Here is a 25132-nt window from a genome sequence, read left to right as displayed (position 1 = left end):
CCATCAGTACGGCCGCGCACAGTGCCGCGGCGCTCGCCCTGCGCCGCGCACGGCGTCGTTGCCCCCTCTGCCGGATCTCCTCGGCGGCGGGCAGCCGCACCACGACACCGTCCAGCAGCTCCTCGACCTCAGCCATGGCTGGCCCCCCTCACTCGCCCGGCGGTGGCCAGAGGATCGGCCAGCCGCTCACCGAGAACCTTGCGGGCCCGGTGGAGCCGGGTCCGTACCGCACCGTTCGACACTCCCGTCTCGCGCGCCACTTCCTCCACCGGCAGGTCCAGCAGATGGTGCAGGACCACGGCCCGGCGCTGCTCGGCACTCAGCTCGCCGAGCGCGCCCATCAGCGCCACCCGGTCCGCCGAGAGGCCGGGCACGTCCGCGGGCGGCCCGTGCCGGAAGTGCGCGCGCACCCGGTTGCGCGTCCTGCGCCAGGTACTGATCGCCAGCCGGACCGCCACCGTCCGCACCCAGGGAAGCGGGTCCCCCTCGCGCACCAGCCGGTCCCAGCGCTGCCACGCCCGCACATACGCCTCCTGCACCGCGTCCTCCGCCTCCGCCAGATCACCCGTCGTCGCGTAGACGGTGGCGACCAACCGTTTGGCCGTGGCCGTGTAGAACGCGTCGAAATCCTCGGCCCCCGTCAGCATCGTCCTCCGTCCGTTCATCGCCCGGGGACTGCTCGTCGCCCGGAACTGCCCATCTCCCAGGAGCTGTTCATCGCCCCAGGAACTGCTTCTCACCGGATACACGCACCGGCGGGGCCGGATGTTACGGACGGCTTTCCGCTCTCCCGCCGATTCCCCCCGGGAGGCGTTCCCCCGGGGAAAGAGGGGGGACAGCCCCACTGCGTGCGAGGCCGTGGGCTCATAGCGTGAAGGGCATGAAAGCCGGAGACTCGGAGCTCAAGAGCGAGCTCGACGCCGCCCTGCACGCCCGTAGTGAGCTGGGTTCGGAGTACGAGCCCGCGCTCGTCGAGTCCTTTCTGGAGAAGGTCGAGCAGCGCCTCGACGGCACGCTCGACCGCCGTGTCCGGCGCCATCTCGCCGAACAGCAGGTGAGCCTCGCCAGGGGCACGCACCCGCCGCAGCCGCTGGGGAACTTCGGTGAGCGCTACGGCTTCGGGATCATCTCGCTGATCCTGGCCGTCCCGCTGTCGGCGATCGGCGCCTCGACCGCCCACACCGGGGGCCTGATCGTCGCCTGGCTCGGGATCATCGCGGTCAACGCCGTGCACGCCGCCCGGCCGTGGCTCGCGCGCCGCCCCGGACGCGGGGACTCCGACTGGGAGGACTGAGCGCGGCCCTGTCGGCGCGGGACACGCGGCCCGGCCCCGATCCACCGGACAGGCCCTACGCCTGGCGGGTGGGCTGCACGATCAGCTGGCGCAGGTTGATGTGGCGCGCCCGGCTGGTGGCGTAGGCGATCAGGTCGGCGATCTCGTCGCTGGAGAGCCCGCCGAGCGCCCCGAACATGTCGTCGAGCTGCCCGCTCAGCTCGGCGTTGTCGACATGGCCGGCCAGCTCCGTGTCGGTGAGTCCCGGCTCGATGTTCGTGACGCGGACGTCACGCGGCCCGAACTCGGTGCGCAGCGATGTCGACAGATACGTCAGCGCGGCCTTCGTCGCCCCGTACACCGCGTAGTTCGGGAACATGACGTGCGCGCCGATGGACGAGATGTTCACCAGGTCCGCGGTGCGGCCCTCGGCGGCCGCCGCCACCAGGTCGGCCGTGAAGGCCCGGATGATCCGCAGGGCGCCCGTCACATTGGTGTCGATCATCCGCTGCCACTCATCGGTCCGGCCCGCGTCCACCGGGTTCGGCAGCATCACACCTGCCGCGTTGACCACCAGGTCCACCGGGCCGAAGGCGCTGTGCACCAGCTCGGCCGCGGCGTCGACGGACGCCTGGTCGGTGACGTCGGTGACGACGGCGAGCGCCTCGCCGCCCGCCGCCCCGATCGCGGCGGCCAGCTCCTCCAGCCGTTCCGCGCGCCGGGCCAGCAGCGCGACCCGGACCCCCTGGGCGGCGAGCAGCCGGGCGGTCGCGCTACCCATGCCGCTGGCGGCTCCGGTGATGACGGCGGTGCGGCCCGCGAGGGTCTCGTACGACATGTCCGTGCTCCTTGAGCGGTTGCGGACCGGGGCGTTTCCCCGGGCCTGATCCCACTCTGCGTGGCCGCCCGGGGACCAGCCAGGGCGACGCTGTTCCTGGGTCCGCCAGTACCAGGTTCGGTGTCCGGCCTTCTTCTACGATCGACGCCATGGACGCTGACCTCGGTGATTTCCTCCGCTCCCGGCGGGCCCGCATCCAGCCCGAGGAGGTGGGGCTGCAGGCGTACGGCCGCCGGCGCGTACCCGGGCTCCGGCGCGAGGAGGTCGCGCAGCTCGCGGGAGTGAGCGTCGACTACTACATCCGGCTGGAGCAGGGGCGCGGCCCGAGCGTCTCGGACACCGTGCTCGACGCGATAGCCCGGGTGCTCCGGCTGGACGAGACGGAGCACACGTATCTGCGCACCGTGGCGCGCCCCAAGGCGCGCGCCTCGGCCCCGGCCGGCGCCCAGCGGGTCCGCCCCGGTCTGCGGCTGCTGCTGGACACGCTCGCCACGGCCCCGGCGTTCGTCCTGGGCCGCCGGATGGACGTGCTGGCCTGGAACACGCTGGGGGACGCCCTCGTCGGCTTCTCCCGGATGCCCGCCGCCGAGCGCAACATGCCGCGCCAGGTGTTCCTCCGGCCGGCGGCGCGGGAGCTGTACCCGGACTGGGCCGCGGTGGCGGCGGAGACGGTGGCGCATCTGCGCCTGGACGCGGGACTGCACCCCGATGACAAGCAGCTGGCCACGCTGGTCGGCGAGTTGTCCCTGCGGAGCGACGACTTCCGCCGGTTGTGGGCGGACCATCAGGTGAAGTCGAAGACCTATGGCGTCAAGCGCATCGACCACCCGGTGGTGGGCGAGCTCGTTCTCCCGTACGAGACGCTCGCCGCGGCCGGCGATCCCGGCCAGTGCCTGGTGGTCTACACGCCGGAGCCCGGCAGCGAGACCGCCGCACGCGTCGCGCTGCTGGCGAGCGGGCCGGCCGCACCGTCGGCCCCGGCCGGCTGACGTCCGGGGGTCCGCGGGCCCCGTCGGCCGGCGAAGGGCGGGATCGAAACGGGCATGGAGATGTCCGCGGGGACCGGACACGGATGTGTCGCGGGGACCGCCGCACCCCCGGTTGCCCAGGGGGCGGGACGACGGCGGTCCCCGCGAGGGACACGGTCCGGGTCAGGGCCGGTCACCGCGTCCTGGCGACGATGGAGGTCCGGGAGCCGCTCCGTTGTCCGTGTCGCCGTATCGGGTGTCGGCGGGTCTCCCTGCCGACACCCATCAATCTGCCGGACCCGTGTTAAGCCGGTGCTGCGTGAACGTGTCGCGCTCGTACCGTTTTCGCGAAGCCCGGACCCACGGCGCCGGGTGCTACGCCTTGCCGGTCGTCGCGTCCTTGGCGAGGAACGCCAGCAGGTCCTGGCGGCTGACCACGCCCTTCGGCTTGCCCTCCACCAGCACGATCGCCGCGTCGGCGGTGTTCGTGCCGCCGAGCACCGCCATCAGGTCCTCGACCGGTTCGCCGGAGCCGACCTGCGGCAGCGGCGGCGACATGTGCTTCTCCAGCGGGTCGGAGAGCGAGGCGCGCTGCGCGAAGAGCGCGTTGAGCAGTTCCCGCTCCACCACCGAACCGATGACCTCGGCGGCCATCACGTCCGGGTGACCGGCGCCCGGCTTCACGATCGGCATCTGCGAGACGCCGTACTCGCGCAGGACGTCGATCGCCTCGCCGACCGTCTCCTCCGGGTGCATGTGGACGAGCGTCGGGATCGGACCGGCCTTGTGGTCGAGCACATCGGCGACGCGCGCGGACGGGCCGGTGTCCTCCAGGAAGCCGTAGTCCGCCATCCACTCGTCGTTGAAGATCTTGCTCAGGTAGCCGCGGCCGCTGTCGGGCAGCAGGACGACGACCACGTCGTCCGGGCCCAGCCGGGCCGCGACCTCCAGGGCGCCGACCACCGCCATGCCGCAGGAGCCGCCGACCAGCAGGCCCTCCTCCTTGGCGAGACGGCGGGTCATCTGGAAGGAGTCCTTGTCGGACACGGCGACGATCTCGTCCGTGACCGTACGGTCGTAGGCGCTGGGCCAGAAGTCCTCGCCGACGCCCTCGACGAGGTAGGGGCGCCCGGAACCGCCGGAGTAGACCGAGCCCTCCGGGTCGGCCCCGATCACCTTCACCGAGCCGCCGCTGACTTCCTTCAGATAGCGGCCGGTGCCGCTGATCGTGCCGCCGGTGCCGACGCCCGCGACGAAGTGGGTGATCTTCCCGTCCGTCTGCTCCCACAGCTCGGGACCGGTGGTCTCGTAGTGGGAACGCGGGTTGTTGGGGTTGGAGTACTGGTCGGGCTTCCAGGCACCGGGGGTCTCGCGGACCAGGCGGTCGGAGACGTTGTAGTACGAGTCGGGGTGCTCGGGGTCAACGGCCGTCGGGCAGACGACGACCTCGGCACCGTAGGCGCGCAGCACATTGATCTTGTCCGTGGACACCTTGTCCGGGCAGACGAAGATGCACTTGTACCCCTTCTGCTGGGCGACGATCGCCAGACCGACGCCCGTGTTGCCACTGGTCGGCTCGACGATCGTGCCGCCGGGCTTCAGCTCGCCGCTCTGTTCGGCGGCTTCGATCATCCGCAGGGCGATGCGGTCCTTGACCGAGCCGCCGGGGTTGAAGTACTCGACCTTGGCCAGGACCGTCGCCTGGATGCCGGCCGTCACACTGCGCAGCCTCACCAGCGGGGTATTGCCTACGAGACTGATCATCGAATCGTGGAATTGCACCGTGTACTCCGGGGTCTCCGAGATGGTGCGGCAAGGGTATGCGTACGGGCAGGAGATTGGGCGAAGCGATTGAGCCACGGCCACTGCGGGGCAATTAGCTCTGTGTACGGCGGTACGGCAACGAGGAGGTGGACCGGACTGTGTCAAGAGCAAGGGTGGCACGGCGGATCGCGGCGGGCGCGGCCTACGGCGGAGGCAGCATCGGGTTGCTCGGCGCCGCGGCGGTAGGCGTACTGCTGGCGGAGGTCCAGCTGGCGAAACGGCAGGTGGGCGGCGGGATCGCACCGGTCCCGCCGAGCGCGGACGGGCGGTACGGGGTGGCGTTCGCCGGCCCCGCGGACCCGTTGCGGCTGGGGTTGCTCGGCGACTCGACGGCGGCCGGGCAGGGGGTGCGCCGGGCCGGGCAGACCCCTGGGGCGCTGCTCGCCTCGGGGCTCGCTGCGGTCTCCGAGCGGCCGGTGGACCTGCGCAATGTGGCGCAGCCGGGTGCCCGGTCGGACGATCTGGAGCGGCAGGTCTCGCTGCTGCTCGCCGACCCCTCCCGTACGCCCGACGTCTGCGTGATCATGATCGGCGCGAACGATGTGACGCACCGGATGCCGGCCACCCAGTCGGTGCGCTGTCTGACCACCGCCGTGCGCAGGCTGCGTACGGCGGGCGCGGAGGTCGTGGTCGGCACCTGCCCGGACCTGGGCACGATCGAGCCGGTCTACCAGCCGCTGCGCTGGCTGGCCCGGCGGGTGAGCCGGCAGCTGGCGGCGGCCCAGACGATCGGCTCGGTGGAGCAGGGCGGGCGCACGGTCTCGCTGGGCGATCTGCTCGGGCCGGAGTTCGAGGCGAATCCGCGGGAGCTGTTCGGGCCGGACAACTACCACCCGTCGGCGGAGGGGTACGCCACGGCGGCGATGGCGGTGCTGCCCACGCTCTGCGCGGTACTGGGGCTGTGGCCGGAGTCCGACCGTCTGGACGGGGCCCGGCGCGAGGACATGCTGCCGGTGGCCAAGGCGGCCTCCCAGGCGGCCAGGGAGGCCGGTACGGAGGTCACGGGGGCGCGGGCACCCTGGGCGCTCCTCAAGCACCGCAGGCGGCGGCGCCTGCCCGCGACCACCGAGCCCCACCCGCACCCGGAGCCGCACGAGGAGACCGGAGAGACCGCAGAGACCGGGCAGACAGGGCAGACAGGGGGGACGGGGGAGGCAGGGGAGTCGTACGGGGAGCCGCGCAATCTCCCGGCCAATTGACCGTCCGCACCATCGGCCGCACACTCGGACTGAGCGGTCGCTTAGAAAAGAGGTCGGCGTCACATGCGCTGCCCGGTGACCCGGCGCCTACGTACAGGTAACTTCCCATGCAGCACCTGCCAGAACCCGCCTTCCAGCCCTCATGGAGCCGCGTGATGCCCGAAGCCGTGATCGTCTCTGCAGCCCGTTCCCCCATCGGCCGGGCCTTCAAGGGTTCGCTGAAGGACCTGCGCGCGGACGACCTGACCGCCACGATCATCCGGACCGCGCTGGCGAAGGTGCCCGAGCTGGACCCGAAGGACATCGACGACCTGATGCTCGGCTGCGGCCTCCCCGGCGGCGAGCAGGGCAACAACCTGGGCCGGATCATCGCCGTACAGATGGGGATGGACCACCTTCCCGGCTGTACGATCACCCGCTACTGCTCGTCCTCCCTGCAGACCAGCCGGATGGCGCTGCACGCCATCAAGGCCGGTGAGGGCGATGTCTTCATCTCGGCCGGTGTCGAGATGGTGTCCCGCTTCTCGAAGGGCAACTCCGACAGCTGGCCGGACACGCACAACCCGCTGTTCGCCGACGCCGAGGCCCGCACCGCGGCCCGCGCCGAGCAGGGCGGCGACGACTGGCACGACCCGCGCGAGGACGGCCTGGTCCCGGACGCGTACATCGCGATGGGGCAGACCGCGGAGAACCTGGCCCGGCTCAAGGGCGTCACCCGCCAGGACATGGACGAGTTCGGCGTCCGCTCGCAGAACCTCGCCGAGGAAGCCCTCAAGAACGGCTTCTGGGAGCGCGAGATCACCCCGGTCACCACCCCCGACGGCACGGTCGTCAGCAAGGACGACGGCCCGCGTGCGGGCGTCACCCTGGAGGGCGTGCAGGGCCTGAAGCCGGTGTTCCGCCCCGACGGCCTGGTCACCGCCGGCAACTGCTGCCCGCTCAACGACGGCGCCGCCGCCCTCGTCATCATGTCCGACACCAAGGCCCGCGAGCTGGGCCTGACCCCGCTGGCCCGGATCGTCTCCACCGGCGTCTCCGGCCTCTCCCCCGAGATCATGGGGTACGGGCCGGTGGAGGCCAGCAGGCAGGCGCTGAAGCGGGCCGGGCTGACCATCGACGACATCGACCTGGCCGAGATCAACGAGGCCTTCGCCGCCCAGGTGATCCCCTCCTACCGCGACCTCGGCCTGCCGCTGGAGAAGGTCAACGTCAACGGCGGCGCGATCGCCGTCGGCCACCCCTTCGGCATGACCGGCGCCCGGATCACCGGCACGCTGATCAACAGCCTGCAGTTCCACGACAAGCAGTTCGGCCTGGAGACCATGTGCGTGGGCGGCGGCCAGGGCATGGCGATGGTGATCGAGCGGCTGAGCTGAGCTGCAGCGGAGGGTAGGGGGCGCCTGAGGCACGAAGGCGGCACCTGCCCGCAGCGGAAGCGAAGCGAACGCGACCACAAGCCCGAGCGGCTGAGCTGATCGCACTCCCCGAGGTGGCCGGTTCCGAGCCCCGACCGTGACCGAATCTCCCCCAGGATGTGACCTATCTCCTGGGGGAGAGCCATTCCCGCAGGTCACACCCACATCAGGGTTAAACCCCAGGCCCAAAGACCTGTCCAATTCGTGACGTAATGCACTGACACAGGGCGCAGGTAGGAGACAAGCTGATGTAGGAAGTCGGGGGATCGATTGAAACCGGGAGTATGTCAGTGAGCGCCATGTCTCTTGCCCTGTTGCTGACCACCGCCGCCGCCACGGCCGTGGGCGCTGCTGCTCTGCACGCTGCTCACGGGCTGCGCAAGCAGGTCACGGCCCTTCGTTCGGATCTCGCCGAGGCCCGTGCGCACGGGGTCGCCGTGCCCGCGCAGAGCCGCGGCACCGTCACCCCCGTCGCCGAGATACGCGCGGCCGTCGCCGAGGCGCTCGCCGAGGAGCGCGAGCGCGAACTCGCCGAGGCCCGGGCCTTCTGGGCCACCCAGGAGGCGCGCGATGCCGCCGATGCCCCGTCCCTGCTGGGCGGCCTGACCGGTGCGGGCGAGGACGTCCCGTTCTTCATGCCCCGCCAGGCCGACTTCGTGGGCCTGGAGGCGATGGACCTCGACGCCGGCGAAGCCCTCGACGAGCTGACGGAGCTGACGGAGCTGGCCGACGTGACCGAGCTGCCCGGGACGGCGGAGTTCGCCGAGGACTCCCCCGAGCTGGCCGCCGCCCGTCGCAGGCACCCCTCGCACCCCGACTTCGTACCGGTGCAGACCCCGGTCGTCACCGACCACGAGCGCACCGTGAACCGCCTCGAAGAGCTCGCCGACAACCGCACGGAGCTCGCCGATGTGCGCCCCGGCCCGCTCGGCACGCTCGACGTCTATGTCTTCGCCGACGGCACCACGCTCTGCATGACCCCCGGGCACCGCGAGACGGCCGAGCGTCTGGCCGGTTCGCTGCGCGACGGTGAGCACCCGGTGCTGCTGGGCGGCTCCGGTGTCTCCGGCGCGTACGCCCTGACCTTCTCCTGCGGCACGGAGAACGTCTACATCCTCGCCGACCGGGTCATCGCCTCGTTCTGACCCCGCGGCATCCGGGCACAGCGGCTCTCGCCGGCCGCCGCCCCGGGCCGGTTCCCCGCGCTGCCGTCCGCCGCTACGCGAAGGCGCGCGCGGCGGCCTCGTCCACGAATTGCACGGCCTCGTCGAGCTCCTGCGACGGGGCCGTTTCCAGTGCCGTCGCCAGATCGCGCCCCGCCACGGCGAGCTGGTCGCCGATCGAGAAGATCCCGGCGTCCGGCATGACGCGCGGCTCCCGGTCCGGCGCCTCGATCCGCTGGGCGCGCAGCGCGAGTTCCCGCGCCGTCTCCAGCCCTTCGGCGGCGGCGCCGCGCTGGAGACGGCTCTGCGGGGCGGCGCGCAGCCGGTCGGCGAATCGGTCCACGGCGGTGATCAGCGGGGTCGTATCGAGCACTCGGCGACCCTACGCGCCCCGGCAGGACGGTTGCCAACGGGCCGGTGCCCGGGAAGACGGGAACGGCCCGCAGGCGGTGCCTGCGGGCCGTTCCCGTCGTGCGGGTGCGGGCGGGATCAGTCGTCGCCGCTGAGGATGGAGAGCAGACGCAGCATCTCCAGGTAGATCCACACCAGGGTCATGGTGAGGCCGAAGGCCGCCAGCCAGGACTCCTCGCGGGGGGCGCCGTAGGCGATGCCGTCCTCGACCTGCTTGAAGTCCAGGGCCAGGAAGCACGCACCGAGGACGATCCCGATGACGCCGAAGAGGATGCCGAGGCCGCCGCTGCGGAAGCCCAGGCCGTCACCGCCGCCGAAGACGGCGAACAGCAGGTTGACCACCATCAGGAGCATGAAGCCCATGGCGGCGGCCATCACGAAGCCGTAGAAGCGGCGGGTGACACGGATCCAGCGCATCTTGTACGCGAGCAGCACACCGGCGAAGACACACATGGTGCCCAGCACGGCCTGCATCACGACGCCCGGTCCGATGTACGTGCTGACCGCGCTGGAGATCACTCCGAGGAAGACACCCTCGAAGGCCGCGTACGAGACGATCAGCGCCGGCACCGGCTTGCGCTTGAAGGACTGGACGAGCGACAGGACGAACGCCACCAGGGCGGCGCCGATCGCGATGCCGTACGACTTGCCGAGGTTCGCCTCGTCGACCGGCAGCAGCGCCCAGGCGAGCGCGGCGCCGAGCACCACGGTGCCCAGCGTGATCGCCGTGCGCGTGACGACGTCGTCGATCGTCATCGCGCCGGTGCGCACGGGCGCCTGCGGGGCGCCGTACTGGTCGTCCGGCTGGGCGTAGGGGTTGGTGGCGTACGGGTTGGCGGCGGTGCCCTGCGCGTACGGGTTGGCGCCCGCTGCGGGGGCCCCGGCCTGCGGCGCCGCGTTGAAGCCCGCGTATCCGTTGTCGCGGCTGAAGCCCCGTCGCGAGAAGACCGGGTTGCTGCTCCTCATCTCACTCCTCCATGGCCACCCTGCGTGGCCTTCCCACAAGAGTAATGGGTAGGCAAAAGAATCAGACTAGTGCTTGGGGAGGATCTTTGCGGAAGCGTGTCATCCGCGAAACCCGCCCGTCGGCCACCCGGCCGACGGGAAAACCGGCTCACCCCATACCGCCCGGGCGCGCGGTCCAGTAACGTGCCGACCGACCGGTTTACGGCGCCGTCACGCCGGGAAGACGGGAAGGGCGGCCACGTCGTGGGAAATACGCCGAGAGGGGTCCGCCGCCCCGGAAGCGGCCGCGGCCCGAGGGGGTCCCGCCGGCTCGGCCGCCAAGTGAGAAGTGGTGCCTGGAACCGGACTCGAACCGGTACGCCCCCGAGGGGCAGCGAGGTTTAAGCTCGCCGTGTCTGCATTCCACCATCCAGGCCTGGCGCGCGGCTCCGCGTTGGCACATGACCCTATCCGGGGACTTCCCCCGAACAGCGGATCAGTGGCGCGATGTTGTCTTATTTTATTGACCGCTTGAGGGGTCGTCAGCACTCGCGAAAGGGCATCGCCACATGCCTGGGCGGGGTAGGGGCCACGGCGGTCGGCAATCCGGATTGACGTAAAGTCGCCGCACCCGGACGGCGCATTCCCCGGGCGCGCCGTCGGGCCTGGCGCGGGGGGCCCGGAGCACCGGGCCGGACGACGGCCCCCGGGCCGACGTCTCAGGGTCGGTGTCATACCGGAGGAGGACGCGACTGCCTCCCGATGCGACTCAAGACTGCCCCGGGAACGGGCACGCGGACTGACGCCCGGCGGCGGAACGGCGGTGACGATTGAAGGGTTCCGAACAATTCCCGGACGAGCCCTCGGCCGGAGCCCCGAAACAGGAGAATCCCGTGACCACTTCCACCGCACCCCGCGTCACCACGGTGGCCGCCCGCGCCACGGATCTGTCGAAGGTCTACGGAGAGGGCGAGACCAGGGTCACCGCCCTGGACCGGGTCACCGTGGACTTCCCCCGGGGCGAGTTCACCGCGATCATGGGCCCGTCCGGCTCCGGCAAGTCCACGCTGATGCACTGCGTGGCCGGCCTCGACAGCTTCAGCAGCGGTTCGGTACGGATCGGCGACACGGAGCTGGGCTCCCTCAAGGACAAGCAGCTCACCCAGCTCCGCCGGGACAAGATCGGCTTCATCTTCCAGGCGTTCAACCTGCTCCCCACGCTGACGGCGCAGGAGAACATCACGCTCCCGATGGACATCGCGGGCCGCAAGCCCGACGCCGAATGGGTGCGCAAGGTCATCGACATGGTCGGTCTCTCCGACCGGCTGAGCCACCGGCCGACCGAGCTCTCCGGCGGCCAGCAGCAGCGCGTCGCGGTGGCCCGTGCCCTGGCCTCGCAGCCGGAGATCATCTTCGGTGACGAGCCGACCGGCAACCTCGACTCCCGCTCCGGCGCCGAGGTCCTCGGCTTCCTGCGCAACTCGGTGCGCGAGCTGGGCCAGACCGTGGTGATGGTGACCCACGACCCGGCGGCCGCCTCCTACGCGGACCGGGTGATCTTCCTCGCGGACGGCCGGATCGTCGACCAGATGCTGCACCCGACCGCGGACGGGGTCCTCGACCGGATGAAGGCGTTCGACGCCAAGGGCCGCACGAGCTGAAGCCCGCCCTTCCCCGCGCCCCTTTCCGGAACCCCTCCCCATCCCAGGACTGACAGACATGTTCCGTACCGCCCTGCGCAATGTGCTCGCGCACAAGGCCAGGCTGCTGATGACCGTCCTCGCCGTGATGCTCGGCGTGGCCTTCGTCTCCGGCACGCTGGTCTTCACCGACACCCTCGGCAACGCCCTGCGCAACCAGTCGGCGAAGAGCTACGACGACATCGCCGTCGCCGTCACCACCTACGCCGACCAGCGCGACGAGAAGACGCCCGGCATCACCGCCGCCACCCTGGAGAAGATCCAGGGCCTGGACGGCGTCGACACCGCCACCGGCCGGGTCTCCGGCTTCGCCGGGGTCGCCGGCCCCGACGGCAAGCTGATCGGCAACGGCTGGTCGAACACCGGCGGGAACTACTCCCCCGGCAAGAACGGCAAGGACTCCGCGTACACCTTCGTCGACGGTACGGGCCCGGCCGCGGCCGACCGGATCGCGCTCGACAAGGAGACCGCCAAGCGGGGCGAGTACCAGGTCGGTGACCGGGTCCGGGTCGCCACGAACGGGCCGGTGAAGGAGTACACCCTCTCCGGTGTCTTCACCACCGAGGACGGCGCGGTCAACGCGGGCGGCAGCCTGGTCCTCTTCGACACCGAGGTCGCCCAGAAGCTCTACCTCAGGCCCGGTGTGTTCCGGGACGTCAATGTGTCCGCCGCGTCCGGTGCCTCCGCCGAGAAGCTGCTGGCCGAGGTGAAGCCGCTGCTGCCCAAGGACGCCGATGCCAAGACCGGCCAGGCGCTCGCGGACGATCAGGCCAAGCAGATCGAGACCGGTCTGAGCGGTCTCAGCACGATGCTGCTCGCCTTCGCCGGCATCGCCCTGTTCGTCGGTGTCTTCCTGATCGCCAACACCTTCACCATGCTGGTGGCCCAGCGCACCAAGGAACTGGCGCTGATGCGCGCCGTCGGCGCCTCCCGCCGCCAGGTCAAGCGCTCGGTGCTCCTCGAAGCGGCCGTCGTCGGCCTGATCGCCTCGGTCGTCGGCTTCGGTTTCGGCCTCGGCCTCGCCATCGGACTGCGCTCCGCGATGGGCATGTTCGGCGGCAGGATCCCGGCCGGACCCCTGGTCGTCTCGCCCACCGCGGTCCTCGCCGCGTTCGGTGTCGGCGTCCTGATCACCGTACTGGCCGCCTGGCTGCCCGCCCGCCGGGCCGCCAAGATCCCGCCGGTCGCGGCGATGAACAGCGTGCACGCGACGGCCACCGTCAAGTCCCTGGTGCTGCGCAACTCGATCGGTGCGGTGCTCACCCTGCTGGGCGCGGCGGCGATCGTGGCGGGTGCGTCCAAGTCCGGATCGACCGGCCGGACCGTCATCGCCGCGGGTGCCTTCCTCTCGCTGATCGGTGTCATCGTGCTGATCCCGCTGCTGTCGCGGCCGGTGATCGCGCTGGTCCGCCCGCTGCTCAAGCGGCTGTTCGGGGTTTCGGGCAAGCTGGCCGCCCAGAACGCGGTCCGCAACCCGCGCCGTACCGGTGCCACCGCCTCCGCGCTGGCGATCGGTCTCACCCTGGTCACCGGCATCTCGGTCCTCGGCGTCACCCTCGGCCAGGCGGTCGACCGGATGACCACGGACAACATCAAGGCCGACTACATGGTGACGATGGCGAGCGGCGGTCCGCTCGACGAGTCCGCGCTCACCGCCCTGCAGAAGGCCGACGGGGTCTCGGCGATCTCGCCGCAGCAGGCCACCTCGCTGGAGGTCAAGGGCGAGTACCACGCCGCGTCCGCCGTCATCCCCGGCGAGGTGCAGCAGCTCTTCGCGCTGCCGACCGTCTCCGGCTCGCTCGACGCGCTGGACAGGGGCGAGATCGCCGTCGACGAGAAGACGGCCGAGTCCAACGGCTGGAAGACCGGCGACACCCTCCCGGTGAAGTTCGAGGACGACAAGAAGGGCGAGCTGAAGGTCGGGGCCGTCTTCCAGGGGAACGAGATGCTCTCCCCGGTCCTGGTCCCGAAGAACGTCGCCGACGCGCACGGCAGCATGTCGGACATCCGCGAGATCTGGCTGAAGACGGACGGCGGCGCGAGCGAGGCGAACGAGCAGGCCCTGGTGAAGGCTCTGGGTGACAACCCGGGGATGAGCATCATGGACCGCCAGGACATCCGTGACATGTTCGGCGGCTCGGTCAACCTCGCGATGAACATCATGTACGGGCTGCTGGCGATGGCCCTGATCATCGCGGTGCTCGGGGTCGTCAACACCCTGGCGATGTCGGTCTTCGAGCGTCAGCAGGAGATCGGCATGCTGCGGGCGATCGGCCTGGACCGGCGCCGGGTGAAGCGCATGATCCGGCTGGAGGCCGTGGTCATCTCGCTCTTCGGCGCGGTGGTCGGTGTCGCGCTCGGCATGTTCCTCGGCTGGGCGATCGGGCACACGCTGTCGTCGGACATCCCGAACTACGCCCTGGTCATCCCGTGGGACCGGATCGCGGTCTTCCTGGTGCTGGCGGGGATCGTGGGTGTGCTGGCCTCGCTCTGGCCGGCCCGCAGCGCCGCGAAGCTGAACATGCTGACGGCGATCAAGACCGAGTAGCACCGGGCGGGGCCGGGGCCCCGCCCGACACGCCCGAGGGCCGGTACGCGCGGCGAATGAGCCGCGCGTACCGGCCCTCGGTCCGTTCCCGGTGTCAGCCGGTCGCGGACGCCGTCCAGTCGCGGGCCCTCAGCGGCATGCGGGAGGCCCCGCCCTCCGCCGGACGCACCACGAGGATCTGGTTGACGCCGATCTTGTTGTGCTCGAAGGAGAGCGCCGAGGCGGCCATGTAGAGCCGCCAGACCCTGGCCCGCCCGGCCGAGGTCATCCGGACCGCGCGGTCCCACTGCTTCTCCAGGTTGGCGACCCAGCGGCGCAGGGTCAGCGCGTAGTGCTCGCGGATCGACTCGACGTCGCGGGCCTCGAAGCCGGCCTCTTCGAGGGTGGCCACGATCCGGCCCACCGGGGCCAGTTCACCGTCCGGGAAGACATAGGCGTCGATGAAGTCGTCCACGTGGTACGCGGACTCGTCCTTCTCGGGGCGGCGGGCGATCTGGTGGTTGAGCAGCCTGCCGCCGGGCTTGAGGAGTGCGTAGAGGTCGTCGGCGTACTCGCGGAAGCGGACCGCGCCGACGTGCTCCGCCATCCCGATGGACGAGATGGCGTCGTACGGGCCGTCCCTGACGTCCCGGTAGTCCTGGACCCGGATCTCGATGCGGTCGGTCAGGCCCTCCTGTGCGATGCGCTTCCGGGCGAAGGCGGCCTGTTCGACGGAGAGGGTGACTCCGGTGACCCGGGCGCCGTACTCGCGGGCGGCGTGGATGGCCATGGAGCCCCAGCCGCAGCCGACGTCGAGGAGGCGGTCGCCCTCCTTCAGCGCGAGCTTGCGGCAGACCAGGTCGAGCTTGTCGCGCTGGGCGTCCTCAAGATTCCCGCTGTCCTCCCAGTAGGCGCAGGAGTAGACCATGGACGGGCCGAGGACCAGTTCGTAGAAGTCGTTGCCCACGTCGTAGTGGTGACTGATGGCCTCCTTGTCGCGGCGCTTGGTGTGGAGGGTGCCGGTGCGGCGGCGCACCTCCTCGGGCGGCGCAGGGGGCGGGGGCCAGGGTCCGGCCAGCCGCAGCAGCCCCTTGGCGAAGGCCCGTACCTTCGGGTCTCGGACCGGGTGGATGCCGTCCTCGGCGTCGGCCCCGCGCTCCCAGATCAGCGAGGCCATCAGATCCAGGGCCTCGTAGAGATCGCCCTCGATGTCGAGCTCGCCCGCCACCCAGGCGCGGGCCAGGCCCAGTTCGCCCGGCTTCCAGAGCAGCCGGCGCAGCGCGCGGCGGTTCCGGATCACAAGTACGGGGGCACCGGGCGGTCCGGATTCGCTGCCGTCCCAGGCCCGGATACGGACCGGCAGCTTTTCACCCAGCAACTCCTCGGCGAGAGCGGTCAGCCGCAACGCGGCGTCTGCCATGGCGCACACCTCCGTGATGGTGTTCCCAATGTGCCCAAACATGGTCGAACTTGCCTGTAACCACGCCGGGCACCTGTGCGCCACGACGAGGTACGTACCCCTCAACAGTCCGCGAGGCGCCCACCATCCCGCTACAGCGCAATGGAAGAGCAAAATAGCTGTACATGGCACGCATTCGGGCCCGGATACACCCGAAGGGGCCGTCCGCACCACGGATGGCGGACGGCCCCTTCGGGCGTTGTGCGTACAGCGCGCGGGCGAGTGGGCCCGCGGTCGGGCTAGGAGGCCTTGGCCTTCTCGCCCTCGGCCTTGGCGGCGGCCGGCGCCGGGGCCGGCTTGGCGGCCTCGTAGAACTCCTCGCGCGGCGTCTCCATGGCGCCGAGCGAGACGACCTCGCGCTTGAGGAACATCCCCAGGGTCCAGTCGGCGAAGATCCGGATCTTGCGGTTCCAGGTCGGCATCGCCATGCCGTGGTAGCCACGGTGCATGTACCAGGCGAGGCGTCCCTTGAGCTTGATCTTCATCTTGCCCATGACGATCATCGCGACGCCCTTGTGCAGCCCCAGACCGGCGACGGCACCCTTGTTGGCGTGGCTGTACTCCTTCTGCGGGAAGCCCCGCATACCGGAGATGACGTTGTCGCCGAGGACCTTGGCCTGCCGCAGCGCGTGCTGGGCGTTGGGCGGGCACCAGGCGTTCGGGTTGCCGGCCTTGCGGCCGACCATGTCCGGAACCTGGGCGTTGTCGCCCGCGGCCCAGATGTAGTCGGTGCCCTGCACCTGGAGCTTCTCGGAGGTGTCCACGTGACCGCGCGGACCGAGCGGCAGGCCGAAGCGGGCCAGCGCCGGGTTCGGCTTCACGCCGGCCGTCCACACGATGGTGTTGGAGTCGACCTCGAGGCCGTTCTTCAGGACGACGTGACCGTCGACGCAGGAGTCCATGGAGGTCGAGAGGAAGACCTCGACGCCACGGGACTCCAGGTGCTCCCGGCCCCAGGTGCCCAGCTTCGGGCCGACCTCGGGAAGGATCTTGTCGGCGGCGTCGACCAGGATGAAGCGCATGTCCTCGCGCTTCACGCTCGTGTAGTACTTCGCCGCGTCGCGGGCCATGTCCTCGACCTCGCCGATGGTCTCCGCGCCGGCGAAGCCGCCGCCCACGAAGACGAACGTCAGCGCCCTGCGGCGGACGTCCTCGTCGGTCGTCGAGTCGGCCTTGTCCAGCTGCTCGAGGACGTGGTTGCGCAGGCCGATGGCCTCCTCGATCCCCTTCATGCCGATGCCCTGCTCGGCGAGGCCGGGGATCGGGAAGGTGCGGGAGACCGCGCCCATCGCGATGACCAGGTAGTCGAAGGGCAGCTCGTAGGCCTCGCCGACCAGCGGCGCGACCGTGGCGACCTTGCGGTCCTGATCGATAGTCGTGACGCGGCCGGTGAGTACCTCGGCCTTCGGCAGGACGCGTCGCAGCGGGACGACGACATGCCGAGGCGAGATGCTGCCGGCAGCAGCTTCGGGGAGGAAGGGCTGGTACGTCATGTACGAGCGCGGGTCGACGACCGTGACGGTCGCCTCGCCGTAGCGCATCTTCTTGAGAATGCGTCGAGCTGCGTACAGGCCTACGTACCCACCGCCTACTACGAGGATCCTGGGACGCTCCGTGGTGCTCATGCCATCGAGTATCCACCCCCCTCGGAGGGCATGCTCGTGAGCCCCTTCACAAGGTACGGGCAACCTTCTGCTACACTTCGCCGCCCACGTGACCGAGGTCATGACCCCGCAGGGGAACCACGGTGTGACGGCGAACGTTGTTCACCGCCTGTGAGCTGGCCCTTGACCCTCCGGGCAGGGTGAACCACCGCTCCGATTCACCTGTCGGCAACATGCCTGGAACACTCCCGCACGGACACGCGGCGCCCCCGCGAACGGCTCCGGACACCCATACGGACCAGAACTGCCCTCCACGGGGCCGAATTCCTTGTGAAGAAGTTCACGAACTTCGTCGCGACGTGTCTCGCGAAGCACCGCCCGGGCGGCCCACGAAGGCTCAAAGGTGCAGGCCAAGGCACGCATGTGCATCGGTCTCAGGCGATGGACCAGCCGATTCCGTCGAGGATGTCGTGCTCGCTGACCACGACCTCCCGGGCCCCGGTCCGCTCCATCAGGGCGAGCAGGATCAGCGCCCCGGACGTGATCACATCGACCCGTCCCGGGTGCATCGCACCGATCGCGGCCCGCTCGGCGTGGGTGGAGACGAGGAGCCGCCCGGTGATCTCCCGCACCTGCTCCACGGAGATCCGGGAGTGGTGGATCGCCTCGGAGTCGTACGCGTCGAGCCCCAGGGCGATCGCCGCGACCGTGGTGACCGTCCCGGCGAGGCCGACGAGGGTGGCGGCCCCGGTGAGCGGAACGGTCTCCTCGGCGAGGTCCAGGGCGGCGTCGACGTCGGCGCGGATCGCGGCGATCTGGGCGGGCGCCGGCGGGTCGGTCACGACGCCGTCGCGTACCAGGTGCCGCTCGGTCATCCGTACGCAGCCGATGTCCACGGAGCGGGCGGCCCGCACATGGTCGTCGCCGACGACGAACTCGGTGGAGCCGCCGCCGATGTCCACGACGAGGTACGGCTTGGCGAGGTGGTCGCGGCCGGCGAGCTCCTTGGTGGCTCCGGTGAAGGAGAACTCCGCCTCCTGGTCACCGCTGATCACCTCGGGCTCGACGCCCAGGATCTCCAGCACCCCGCGGACGAACTCGTCCCGGTTCTCCGCGTCGCGGGAGGCGGAGGTGGCGACGAAGCGGATCCGCTGCGCCCCGTGCTCCTTGATCACCGCCGCGTACTGGCGGCAGGCCGCGAAGGTCCGCTCCAGCGCCTCGGGGGCGAGCCGGCCGGTCCGGTCGACGCCCTGCCCGAGGCGGACGATCTCCATCCGCCGGTCGAGCTCGACGAGCTCACCGGTGGACGGGTCCGCGTCGGCGACGAGCAGACGGATGGAGTTGGTACCGCAGTCGATGGCGGCCACGCGGGTCATGGAGTACTCCCGAATCAAGCGGACAAAGCCCCTCCGGCGACCGAGGAGCGGGGGTGCGGGGGCGGAGCCCCCGTGGGATGGGTCAGCCCTCGTCCGGCGCGCCGCACGGCGAGACGCACGGCCCCTTGCGCCACCACTCCGGCAGCATCGCGATCGCCTCGTCACCCAGCGGATTCACCCCCGGCCCCGCGGCCAGCGAGTGCCCCACCAGGACGTGCAGGCACTTCACCCGGTCCGGCATGCCACCCGCGCTCGGGAAGCCCTCCAGCACCTCGATGGCGTCGCGCCGTGCGATGTAGTCCTCGTGGGCGGCCCGGTACGCGGCGGCCAGCTCGGGGTCCGTACCGAGGCGCTCGGTCATCTCCTTCATGACCCCGTTCGCCTCCAGCGTGCCGATCGCGGACGCGGCGCGCGGGCACGTCAGGTAGTACGTCGTCGGGAACGGCGTACCGTCCTCCAGCCGGGGCTGCGTCTCGACCACGTCCGGGTTGCCGCACGGGCAGCGGTGCGCGATCGCGCGCAGCCCGCGCGGCGGGCGGCCCAGCTGCTGCTGGAACGCGGCGATGTCCGCCTCGGTGGGCGCGGTGGGCTCGGTCTGCGGAGGGGGGGTTTCCATGCCTGCCTAGGTTCTGATCGGGCTGCTCGAACTGCGGTTCTGCAGAGGGATGAAGAGAGTCAGTCGCGGTCGGCGCTGTCCACGCCGTCCCAGAGGTTGGAGTGCCACGGCCGGCCGGACTCGTCCGTCCTGCCCTCGCGCTCCTTGACCGCGTCGGGGTCGATCACCGTGTAACCGGTCTCCCCGGGAAGAAGGTAGTGCAGATGCGTACGGGCCAGCTGCCTGATGTACGCGTCGTCCTGGAGGCGCGCCTTCTCGTCGCGCAGCTCCTCGGTACGGGTCCTGGCCTCCCGCGCCAGGCGCTCCTGATCGGCGATCTCGTCCTGCTGCGAGACGTACTGCCGCATCGGGTACGCGAGCGCGACCACCAGGGAGCAGACCACGAGCGCGAGGAAGGCGGCCCGGCCGGTGAGCCGTGAGCGGCGGGCCTGACGGCGGTTCTGGGACCGGTAGACGCGGGCGGCGGTCTGCTCGCCGAGCAGCCGCAGCCGGGTCGCGGTGGAGAACCGGTCCCGGTCCTTCGCGGCCATGTCCCCGCCTCCCCATTACGCACGTCCGTCCCCGCACACGGTACGGGACCGAGTGCGGGGACGGACGGAGGCCGGGGTACTTGCCCCGCCGGACCTGTCAGACCTTGAACCGCGGGAAGGCCGAACGGCCCGCGTACACCGCGGCGTCGTCGAGGATCTCCTCGATGCGCAGCAGCTGGTTGTACTTGGCGACGCGGTCCGAGCGGGCCGGGGCGCCGGTCTTGATCTGGCCGCAGTTCACGGCGACCGCGAGGTCGGCGATGGTGACGTCCTCGGTCTCGCCGGAGCGGTGGGACATCATGCACTTGAAGCCGTTGCGCTGGGCCAGCTCGACGGCGTCCAGGGTCTCGGTCAGCGAGCCGATCTGGTTGACCTTGACGAGCAGGGCGTTGGCGGAGCCCTCCTCGATACCGCGGGCCAGGCGCTCCGGGTTGGTGACGAAGAGGTCGTCGCCGACGATCTGCACCTTGGCGCCGAGCTTGTCGGTGATGACCTTCCAGCCGGCCCAGTCGTCCTCGTACAGCGGGTCCTCGATGGAGACCAGCGGGTACGCGGAGACGAGCTCCTCGTAGTACTCGGTCATCTCGGCGGCCGAGCGGGCCTTGCCCTCGAACTCGTACTTGCCGTCCTTGTAGAACTCGGACGCGGCGACGTCGAGCGCGAGCGCGATGTCCTTGCCCGGGGCGTAGCCGGCCTCCTTGATGGCCTCGATGATGAGGTCGAGGGCGGCGCGGTTCGACTCCAGGTTCGGCGCGAAGCCGCCCTCGTCGCCGAGACCGGTCGACAGGCCCTTGGTCTTCAGGACCTTCTTCAGCGTGTGGTAGACCTCGGCACCCCAGCGCAGCGCCTCGGAGAACGACTCGGCGCCGATCGGCGCGATCATGAACTCCTGGATGTCCACGTTGGAGTCGGCGTGCGAACCGCCGTTGAGGATGTTCATCATCGGAACGGGCAGCAGGTGCGCGTTCGGGCCGCCGAGGTAGCGGAACAGCGGCAGGTCCGAGGCCTCGGAGGCGGCGTGGGCGACGGCCAGCGAGACGCCGAGGATGGCGTTGGCGCCGAGCGAGCCCTTGTTCTCGGTGGCGTCCAGGTCGAACATCGCCTGGTCGATCAGGCGCTGCTCGGTGGCGTCGTAGCCGACGAGCTCCGGGCCGATCTGCTCGATCACGGCGAGGACGGCCTTCTCGACGCCCTTGCCCTGGTAGCGGTTGGGGTCACCGTCACGGAGCTCGATGGCCTCGAACGCACCCGTGGAGGCGCCGGACGGAACGGCAGCACGGCCGGTGCTGCCGTCGTCGAGGCCGACCTCGACCTCGACCGTGGGGTTTCCGCGGGAGTCGAGGATTTCCCGGGCTACGACGACGTCGATGGACGGCACGAGGCATCTCCTTCTGGGATATGACGCTGTTTGTGCAGGGTCGCTTTGGCCTTGCGCCAAGAGCCTAACCGGCCCGGCCCGCTCAGCCCGACGACCGCCCGACCCCTGGGACGAAAAAGGACCCGAGGGCACACATTGCCGGGCAAACGGTCAGAATTCTACTGACCGGTAACTACAACACTTGAACGGTCCGCCGCTCCCCCGAGCGCGGACGGCAGAACCCCGGCCCGGCGCGTACGGGGGAACGCGCGCCGGGCCGGGGTGCTCGGGGAGGAGCGAGCCGTGACTACTTCGTCAGGTGCAGCTGCTGACCCGGGTAGATCAGGTCGGCGTTCTTGACGATGTCCTTGTTCAGCTCGAACAGCTTCTGCCAGCCGCCCTCGACCTTGTGGTCGGCGGCGATCTTGCTCAGCGAGTCGCCGGAGACGACCTTGTACTCGCCGTCGCCCTTCTTGACCTTCTCGCCGGTCGGGGTGGTGACGGTCTTCTTCGACTCGGCCTGCGGGGCGGCGGAGCGGTCCGAGCGGGAGGCGGCGGGAGCCTCGGTGCGCTCGCTCTGCTTCGGCTGGGCCTGCTGCTTCGGGGCGGCCGGGGCGCTCTGCTGCTCGGAGGCGCCGGAGCTCGCGGTGGAGTTGGAGGAGGAGCCGGTGTCGACGCCCGGGTCGACGCCGTCGTTGGTCAGGTTGCCGGCGCCGGCGCAGCCCCAGGCGCCCGGGCCCTGCATGTCGAGGAGCCGCTCGGCGGTGGCGATCTGCTGGGCCTTGGTGGCCAGGTCGGCGCGGGGGGCGTACTGCGTACCGCCGGCGGCGGCCCAGCTGGACTGCGAGAACTGCAGACCGCCGTAGTAGCCGTTGCCGGTGTTGATGGACCAGTTGCCACCGGACTCGCACTGGGCGACGGCGTCCCAGGTGGCGACGGAGGCGGCGGAGGCGCCGGTCGCACCCATCAGGGGCACGGCGACAGCGGCACCGGCGACACCGGCGAGCGTGGCGATACGGACGGCCTTGGACGGGCGGCGGTGCTTGCCCTTGCTGGAAAGCAGCATGGAACTTCTCCTCACCGACGCCTACGAGGTGAGCTGTCGGGTTCGGGCCAAGTGAGTTGCCCGGTCGCACGTCCTAGCACGCGACTTCACCCCAAGCCGGTCCTGATGCGTCTCTCGACGATCGGGCCCGGCGCTTACCTGGGTCCCCCGCTCCTGCCTACGGCGCTTTACGCGTCTGTTCCCTTCGACCGACGGCAGGATTCGGCGTGACGGTCGACGGGGCCCGCGGTGCGAGCGGTTCCGACCGTAAACATACGCAACCCTCACATTCAAAGATGGACACATCGGACAATCCACCCGTACTTGCATCTGAAGAACCGTCGTTTCCGCAGGTGGGACGCGATGCGGAAGGGGCCCCCAGGCGCGACACGCCAGTTGACGCAAAGAGACCCATGTCTCACTTACGCATAAGTGGACATAGGTCCCTGAACTACCCCGATTTTCGAGGTGTTTTTAGTCGATTATCAGACTGCCTTCACTGGTCCTTCACATCGAGATCGAGGCTCTGGCCAGGGAGGATGAGGTCCGGGTCGGAGCCGACGGCACCCTTGTTGGCCTCGTAGAGCGCGGGCCAGCCACCGGGAACCTTCTGTGCGTCAGCAATCGACCAGAGGTTGTCGCCGGGGCGGACGGTGTACGTGCCGTCAGCCGTCGGCTCGGCCGTGTCGCGCGCGTCGCTGCCGCCGCGGGAGGCGTGCCGGCCCGACTCGCGGTCGCCGCCGTCCGTGCCGCGGCTCCCCTCGGCGGCCGGCGCGCCACGGTGCTTGCCGCCCACGCCACTGGACGAGCCGGGCGTGTCACGGGGGGCGCCGGGGGACGGAGTGGTCGAACCGGAGGACTTCGGGGACGGCGAGGTCTTCCCCGACGGCTTGCCGGCCCCCTGCGAGCCGTCCGAGCCGCCCGTACCGTCCGAGGGGCTCGTGGACGGCGTGGCGTCGTCGGACGGGTCCGCCGACGCCCCGTCAGCCGGCTTCGCGCTCCCGGCCGGGTCCTCGGCGGGGACGGAGCCCGGGTCGACCCCCGGCAGCACCCCGTCCACCGCGAGGCCGGAGATGACCGCACAGCTGGGCCATGCCTTCGGCCCCCGGTCCTCCAGAACCTTCTCGGCCACCTCTATCTGCTGCGCCCGGCTGGCGAGGTCGGCGCGCTCCGCGTACGCCTCACCGCCGTACGCCTTCCAGATCTCCGGCGAGAACTGCAGGCCGCCGTAGTAGCCGTTCCTGTAGTCGGCGCTCCACGCACCGCCGCTCTCGCACTCGGCCACCCGGTCCCAGGTCGTCGCGTCGGCCGCGTGCGCACCGGCCGCGCCGAGCAGCGGGATGGCGATGGCCGATCCGGTCACGCCCGCGGCGACGACGATGGCGGGTGCCTGACGGGGGCGACGGTGTCTGCCGTTCGCGGAGCCCATGGGGTTGCCTTCCGTGTGACTGACGTGTGACTGGTGAGTCGAACGGTGAACCTAGCGGGACTCGAACGCGCGTCACAAGTCGATGCAGCGCAGATCACGCGAAAGTCACAGAGTTGACGGGATGTCACTTCCGGCATGCGCGGCCCCCGGCGTGAACTCCACCGGAAGCGTGCGAAGTCCACGCATGATGAGCCCGCCACGCCACCGCAAATCGGCAGGTTCCACCGCAAGCCGCAGGTCCGGAAGGCGGGTCAGGAGCGTGGCGAGCGCGGTCTGTCCCTCCAGCCGGGCGAGCGGCGCGCCCAGGCAGTAGTGGATCCCGTGCCCGTATCCGAGGTGCTGATTGTCACGCCGCGCGAGGTCGAGCGTGTCGGGGTCCTCGAAGCGCTCCGGGTCGCGGTCGGCCGCGGCGAGCACCACGAGCACGGGGTCCCCGGCCGCGATGTCCTGCCCGCCGAGCGCCAGCGGCTCCGTGGCGAACCGCCAGGTGGCCAGCTCCACCGGACCGTCGTACCGCAGCAGCTCCTCGATCCCGGTCTCCAGCAGCCCGCTCTCCCCCGCGTCCAGGGAGAGCTGGAGCCGCCGGCGCTGCCCGGGGTTGCGCAGCAGGGCGTAGACCCCGTTGCCGATGAGGTTGACCGTGGTCTCGAATCCGGCGAAGAGCAGGATGAAGGCCATGGCCGCGGCCTCGTTCTCGGTGAGGTGCTCGCCGTGGTCGCTGGCCCGGATCAGCCCGGAGATCAGGTCGTCCCCGGGGTTCTCCCGCTTGCGGTGGATGAGTTCGGCGAGGTAGCCGCGCATCTTCTTCACCGACCGGGCCACCCCGCCGCGCGGGCCGCCGCCGTGGCGGATCATCATGCCCGCCCAGTCCCGGAAGTCGTCCTGGTCCTCGGGCGGGACGCCGAGCAGATCACAGATCGCGTAGATGGGGAGCGGGAAGGCGAAGTCGTGGATGAGGTCCGCCTTGCCCTCCGCGACGAAGCGGTCGATGAGGCGGTCCGTCAGTTCCTGTACGCGCGGTGCGAACTCGGCGACCCGGCGCGGGGTGAACGCCTTGGAGACGAGGCGGCGCAGCCGGGTGTGGTCCGGCGGGTCGATGTTCAGCAGATGCGTCATCAGCTCCGCCTTGCGCTCCCCCGGAATGCCCGTCTTCCCCCTGGCGTGCGCCGGCTCGGCGTGGTGCGCCGGGTTCTTGGAGAGCCGGGAGTCGGCGAGCGCCTGCCGCGCGTCCGCGTACCGGGTCACCAGCCAGGCCTCGACGCCGCTGGGCAGCGCGGTCCGGTGCACGGGGCTGTGCTCGCGCAGCCAGGCGTACGCCGGGTACGGGTCGGTGGCGAACTCCCAGGTGAAGAGTTCGGGTGCGCCGGCGGGGCAGGCGGCGGGCTGATCGGCGGGGCGGTCGGCGGGGCTGTGGTTCACCCCCCGACGTTATCGGCTGCCCCCGAAGGCCCTC

21 protein-coding genes, 1 tRNA gene and 1 riboswitch are annotated in these 25132 nt (G+C 70.7%); of the genes, 7 read left to right on the top strand and 15 right to left on the bottom strand.

Annotated features, from left to right (window positions below; translation table 11 throughout):
* Positions 1-128: 128 nt before the first annotated feature.
* Positions 129-665, bottom strand: a complete 537-nt coding sequence (locus tag ACWCPY_RS35980; protein ID WP_451272248.1) for a SigE family RNA polymerase sigma factor — start codon at positions 663-665, stop codon at positions 129-131.
* 215 nt (positions 666-880) lie between these two features.
* Between ACWCPY_RS35980 and ACWCPY_RS35975 the strand changes: the two genes are divergently transcribed.
* Positions 881-1294, top strand: a complete 414-nt coding sequence (locus ACWCPY_RS35975) for a hypothetical protein (protein ID WP_451272246.1) — start codon at positions 881-883, stop codon at positions 1292-1294.
* A gap of 55 nt (positions 1295-1349) precedes the next feature.
* On the opposite strand, the gene ACWCPY_RS35970 is transcribed toward ACWCPY_RS35975, so the two are convergent.
* Positions 1350-2111 (bottom strand): SDR family oxidoreductase, encoded by a 762-nt coding sequence (locus tag ACWCPY_RS35970; RefSeq protein ID WP_451272244.1) that lies wholly within the window; start codon positions 2109-2111, stop codon positions 1350-1352.
* A 149-nt stretch (positions 2112-2260) separates the two neighbouring features.
* Here ACWCPY_RS35970 and ACWCPY_RS35965 point away from each other — a divergent pair, with 149 nt between their 5' ends.
* Complete coding sequence (locus ACWCPY_RS35965) at positions 2261-3100, top strand: helix-turn-helix transcriptional regulator (RefSeq protein WP_451272242.1); 840 nt, start codon at positions 2261-2263, stop codon at positions 3098-3100.
* 354 nt (positions 3101-3454) lie between these two features.
* Here ACWCPY_RS35965 and ACWCPY_RS35960 read toward each other — a convergent pair whose 3' ends face one another.
* Positions 3455-4861, bottom strand: coding sequence for a cystathionine beta-synthase (locus ACWCPY_RS35960; RefSeq protein ID WP_329815252.1), 1407 nt, complete (start codon positions 4859-4861; stop codon positions 3455-3457).
* 155 nt (positions 4862-5016) lie between these two features.
* Here ACWCPY_RS35960 and ACWCPY_RS35955 point away from each other — a divergent pair, with 155 nt between their 5' ends.
* The 3 genes from ACWCPY_RS35955 to ACWCPY_RS35945 all read left to right on the top strand — a co-directional run bounded on the left by ACWCPY_RS35955 (position 5017) and on the right by ACWCPY_RS35945 (position 8662).
* Positions 5017-6102, top strand: a complete 1086-nt coding sequence (locus ACWCPY_RS35955) for an SGNH/GDSL hydrolase family protein (protein WP_451272252.1) — start codon at positions 5017-5019, stop codon at positions 6100-6102.
* A 155-nt stretch (positions 6103-6257) separates the two neighbouring features.
* Positions 6258-7478 (top strand): acetyl-CoA C-acetyltransferase, encoded by a 1221-nt coding sequence (locus tag ACWCPY_RS35950; protein ID WP_382904926.1) that lies wholly within the window; start codon positions 6258-6260, stop codon positions 7476-7478.
* A gap of 353 nt (positions 7479-7831) precedes the next feature.
* Positions 7832-8662, top strand: a complete 831-nt coding sequence (locus tag ACWCPY_RS35945) for a hypothetical protein (RefSeq protein ID WP_451272250.1) — start codon at positions 7832-7834, stop codon at positions 8660-8662.
* A 73-nt stretch (positions 8663-8735) separates the two neighbouring features.
* Here ACWCPY_RS35945 and ACWCPY_RS35940 read toward each other — a convergent pair whose 3' ends face one another.
* The 3 genes from ACWCPY_RS35940 to ACWCPY_RS35930 all read right to left on the bottom strand — a co-directional run bounded on the left by ACWCPY_RS35940 (position 8736) and on the right by ACWCPY_RS35930 (position 10472).
* Positions 8736-9053 carry a hypothetical protein gene (locus ACWCPY_RS35940; protein ID WP_451272239.1) on the bottom strand — a complete coding sequence of 106 codons (318 nt, stop codon included), beginning with the start codon at positions 9051-9053 and terminating at the stop codon, positions 8736-8738.
* A 116-nt stretch (positions 9054-9169) separates the two neighbouring features.
* Positions 9170-10057, bottom strand: a complete 888-nt coding sequence (locus tag ACWCPY_RS35935) for a Bax inhibitor-1/YccA family protein (protein ID WP_451272237.1) — start codon at positions 10055-10057, stop codon at positions 9170-9172.
* 329 nt (positions 10058-10386) lie between these two features.
* Positions 10387-10472, bottom strand: a tRNA-Leu gene (locus ACWCPY_RS35930).
* Between the two features lie 457 nt (positions 10473-10929).
* Between ACWCPY_RS35930 and ACWCPY_RS35925 the strand changes: the two genes are divergently transcribed.
* Positions 10930-11697, top strand: a complete 768-nt coding sequence (locus ACWCPY_RS35925) for an ABC transporter ATP-binding protein (RefSeq protein ID WP_451272235.1) — start codon at positions 10930-10932, stop codon at positions 11695-11697.
* A 58-nt stretch (positions 11698-11755) separates the two neighbouring features.
* Complete coding sequence (locus tag ACWCPY_RS35920) at positions 11756-14284, top strand: ABC transporter permease (protein WP_451272233.1); 2529 nt, start codon at positions 11756-11758, stop codon at positions 14282-14284.
* A 94-nt stretch (positions 14285-14378) separates the two neighbouring features.
* Here ACWCPY_RS35920 and ACWCPY_RS35915 read toward each other — a convergent pair whose 3' ends face one another.
* The 9 genes from ACWCPY_RS35915 to ACWCPY_RS35875 all read right to left on the bottom strand — a co-directional run bounded on the left by ACWCPY_RS35915 (position 14379) and on the right by ACWCPY_RS35875 (position 25098).
* Positions 14379-15683, bottom strand: a complete 1305-nt coding sequence (locus ACWCPY_RS35915) for a class I SAM-dependent methyltransferase (protein ID WP_451272231.1) — start codon at positions 15681-15683, stop codon at positions 14379-14381.
* Positions 15684-15961: 278 nt separating this feature from the next.
* Entirely contained in the window at positions 15962-17347 is a 1386-nt protein-coding gene (locus ACWCPY_RS35910) for an NAD(P)/FAD-dependent oxidoreductase (protein ID WP_451272229.1), read from the bottom strand.
* A 413-nt stretch (positions 17348-17760) separates the two neighbouring features.
* Positions 17761-18702 carry a Ppx/GppA phosphatase family protein gene (locus ACWCPY_RS35905; RefSeq protein ID WP_451272227.1) on the bottom strand — a complete coding sequence of 314 codons (942 nt, stop codon included), beginning with the start codon at positions 18700-18702 and terminating at the stop codon, positions 17761-17763.
* 82 nt (positions 18703-18784) lie between these two features.
* Positions 18785-19318, bottom strand: a complete 534-nt coding sequence (locus ACWCPY_RS35900; protein WP_072488302.1) for a DUF501 domain-containing protein — start codon at positions 19316-19318, stop codon at positions 18785-18787.
* Between the two features lie 59 nt (positions 19319-19377).
* Positions 19378-19848 (bottom strand): FtsB family cell division protein, encoded by a 471-nt coding sequence (locus ACWCPY_RS35895; protein WP_451272225.1) that lies wholly within the window; start codon positions 19846-19848, stop codon positions 19378-19380.
* 97 nt (positions 19849-19945) lie between these two features.
* The gene (gene eno / locus ACWCPY_RS35890; protein WP_451272223.1) at positions 19946-21226 is read right to left on the bottom strand and encodes a phosphopyruvate hydratase; all 1281 of its coding nucleotides are present in this window, start codon (positions 21224-21226) and stop codon (positions 19946-19948) included.
* Between the two features lie 286 nt (positions 21227-21512).
* Positions 21513-22271, bottom strand: coding sequence for a transglycosylase family protein (locus ACWCPY_RS35885; protein ID WP_451272221.1), 759 nt, complete (start codon positions 22269-22271; stop codon positions 21513-21515).
* Positions 22272-22274: 3 nt separating this feature from the next.
* Positions 22275-22446, bottom strand: a riboswitch (cyclic di-AMP (ydaO/yuaA leader).
* 300 nt (positions 22447-22746) lie between these two features.
* Positions 22747-23679, bottom strand: a complete 933-nt coding sequence (locus tag ACWCPY_RS35880) for a transglycosylase family protein (RefSeq protein ID WP_451272219.1) — start codon at positions 23677-23679, stop codon at positions 22747-22749.
* A gap of 105 nt (positions 23680-23784) precedes the next feature.
* Entirely contained in the window at positions 23785-25098 is a 1314-nt protein-coding gene (locus ACWCPY_RS35875; protein WP_451272217.1) for a cytochrome P450 family protein, read from the bottom strand.
* Between the last annotated feature and the right edge of the window lie 34 nt (positions 25099-25132).

It is taken from the genome of Streptomyces sp. NPDC002403 (assembly GCF_053593015.1).
This window is presented reverse-complemented; position numbering and strand designations above follow the sequence as displayed.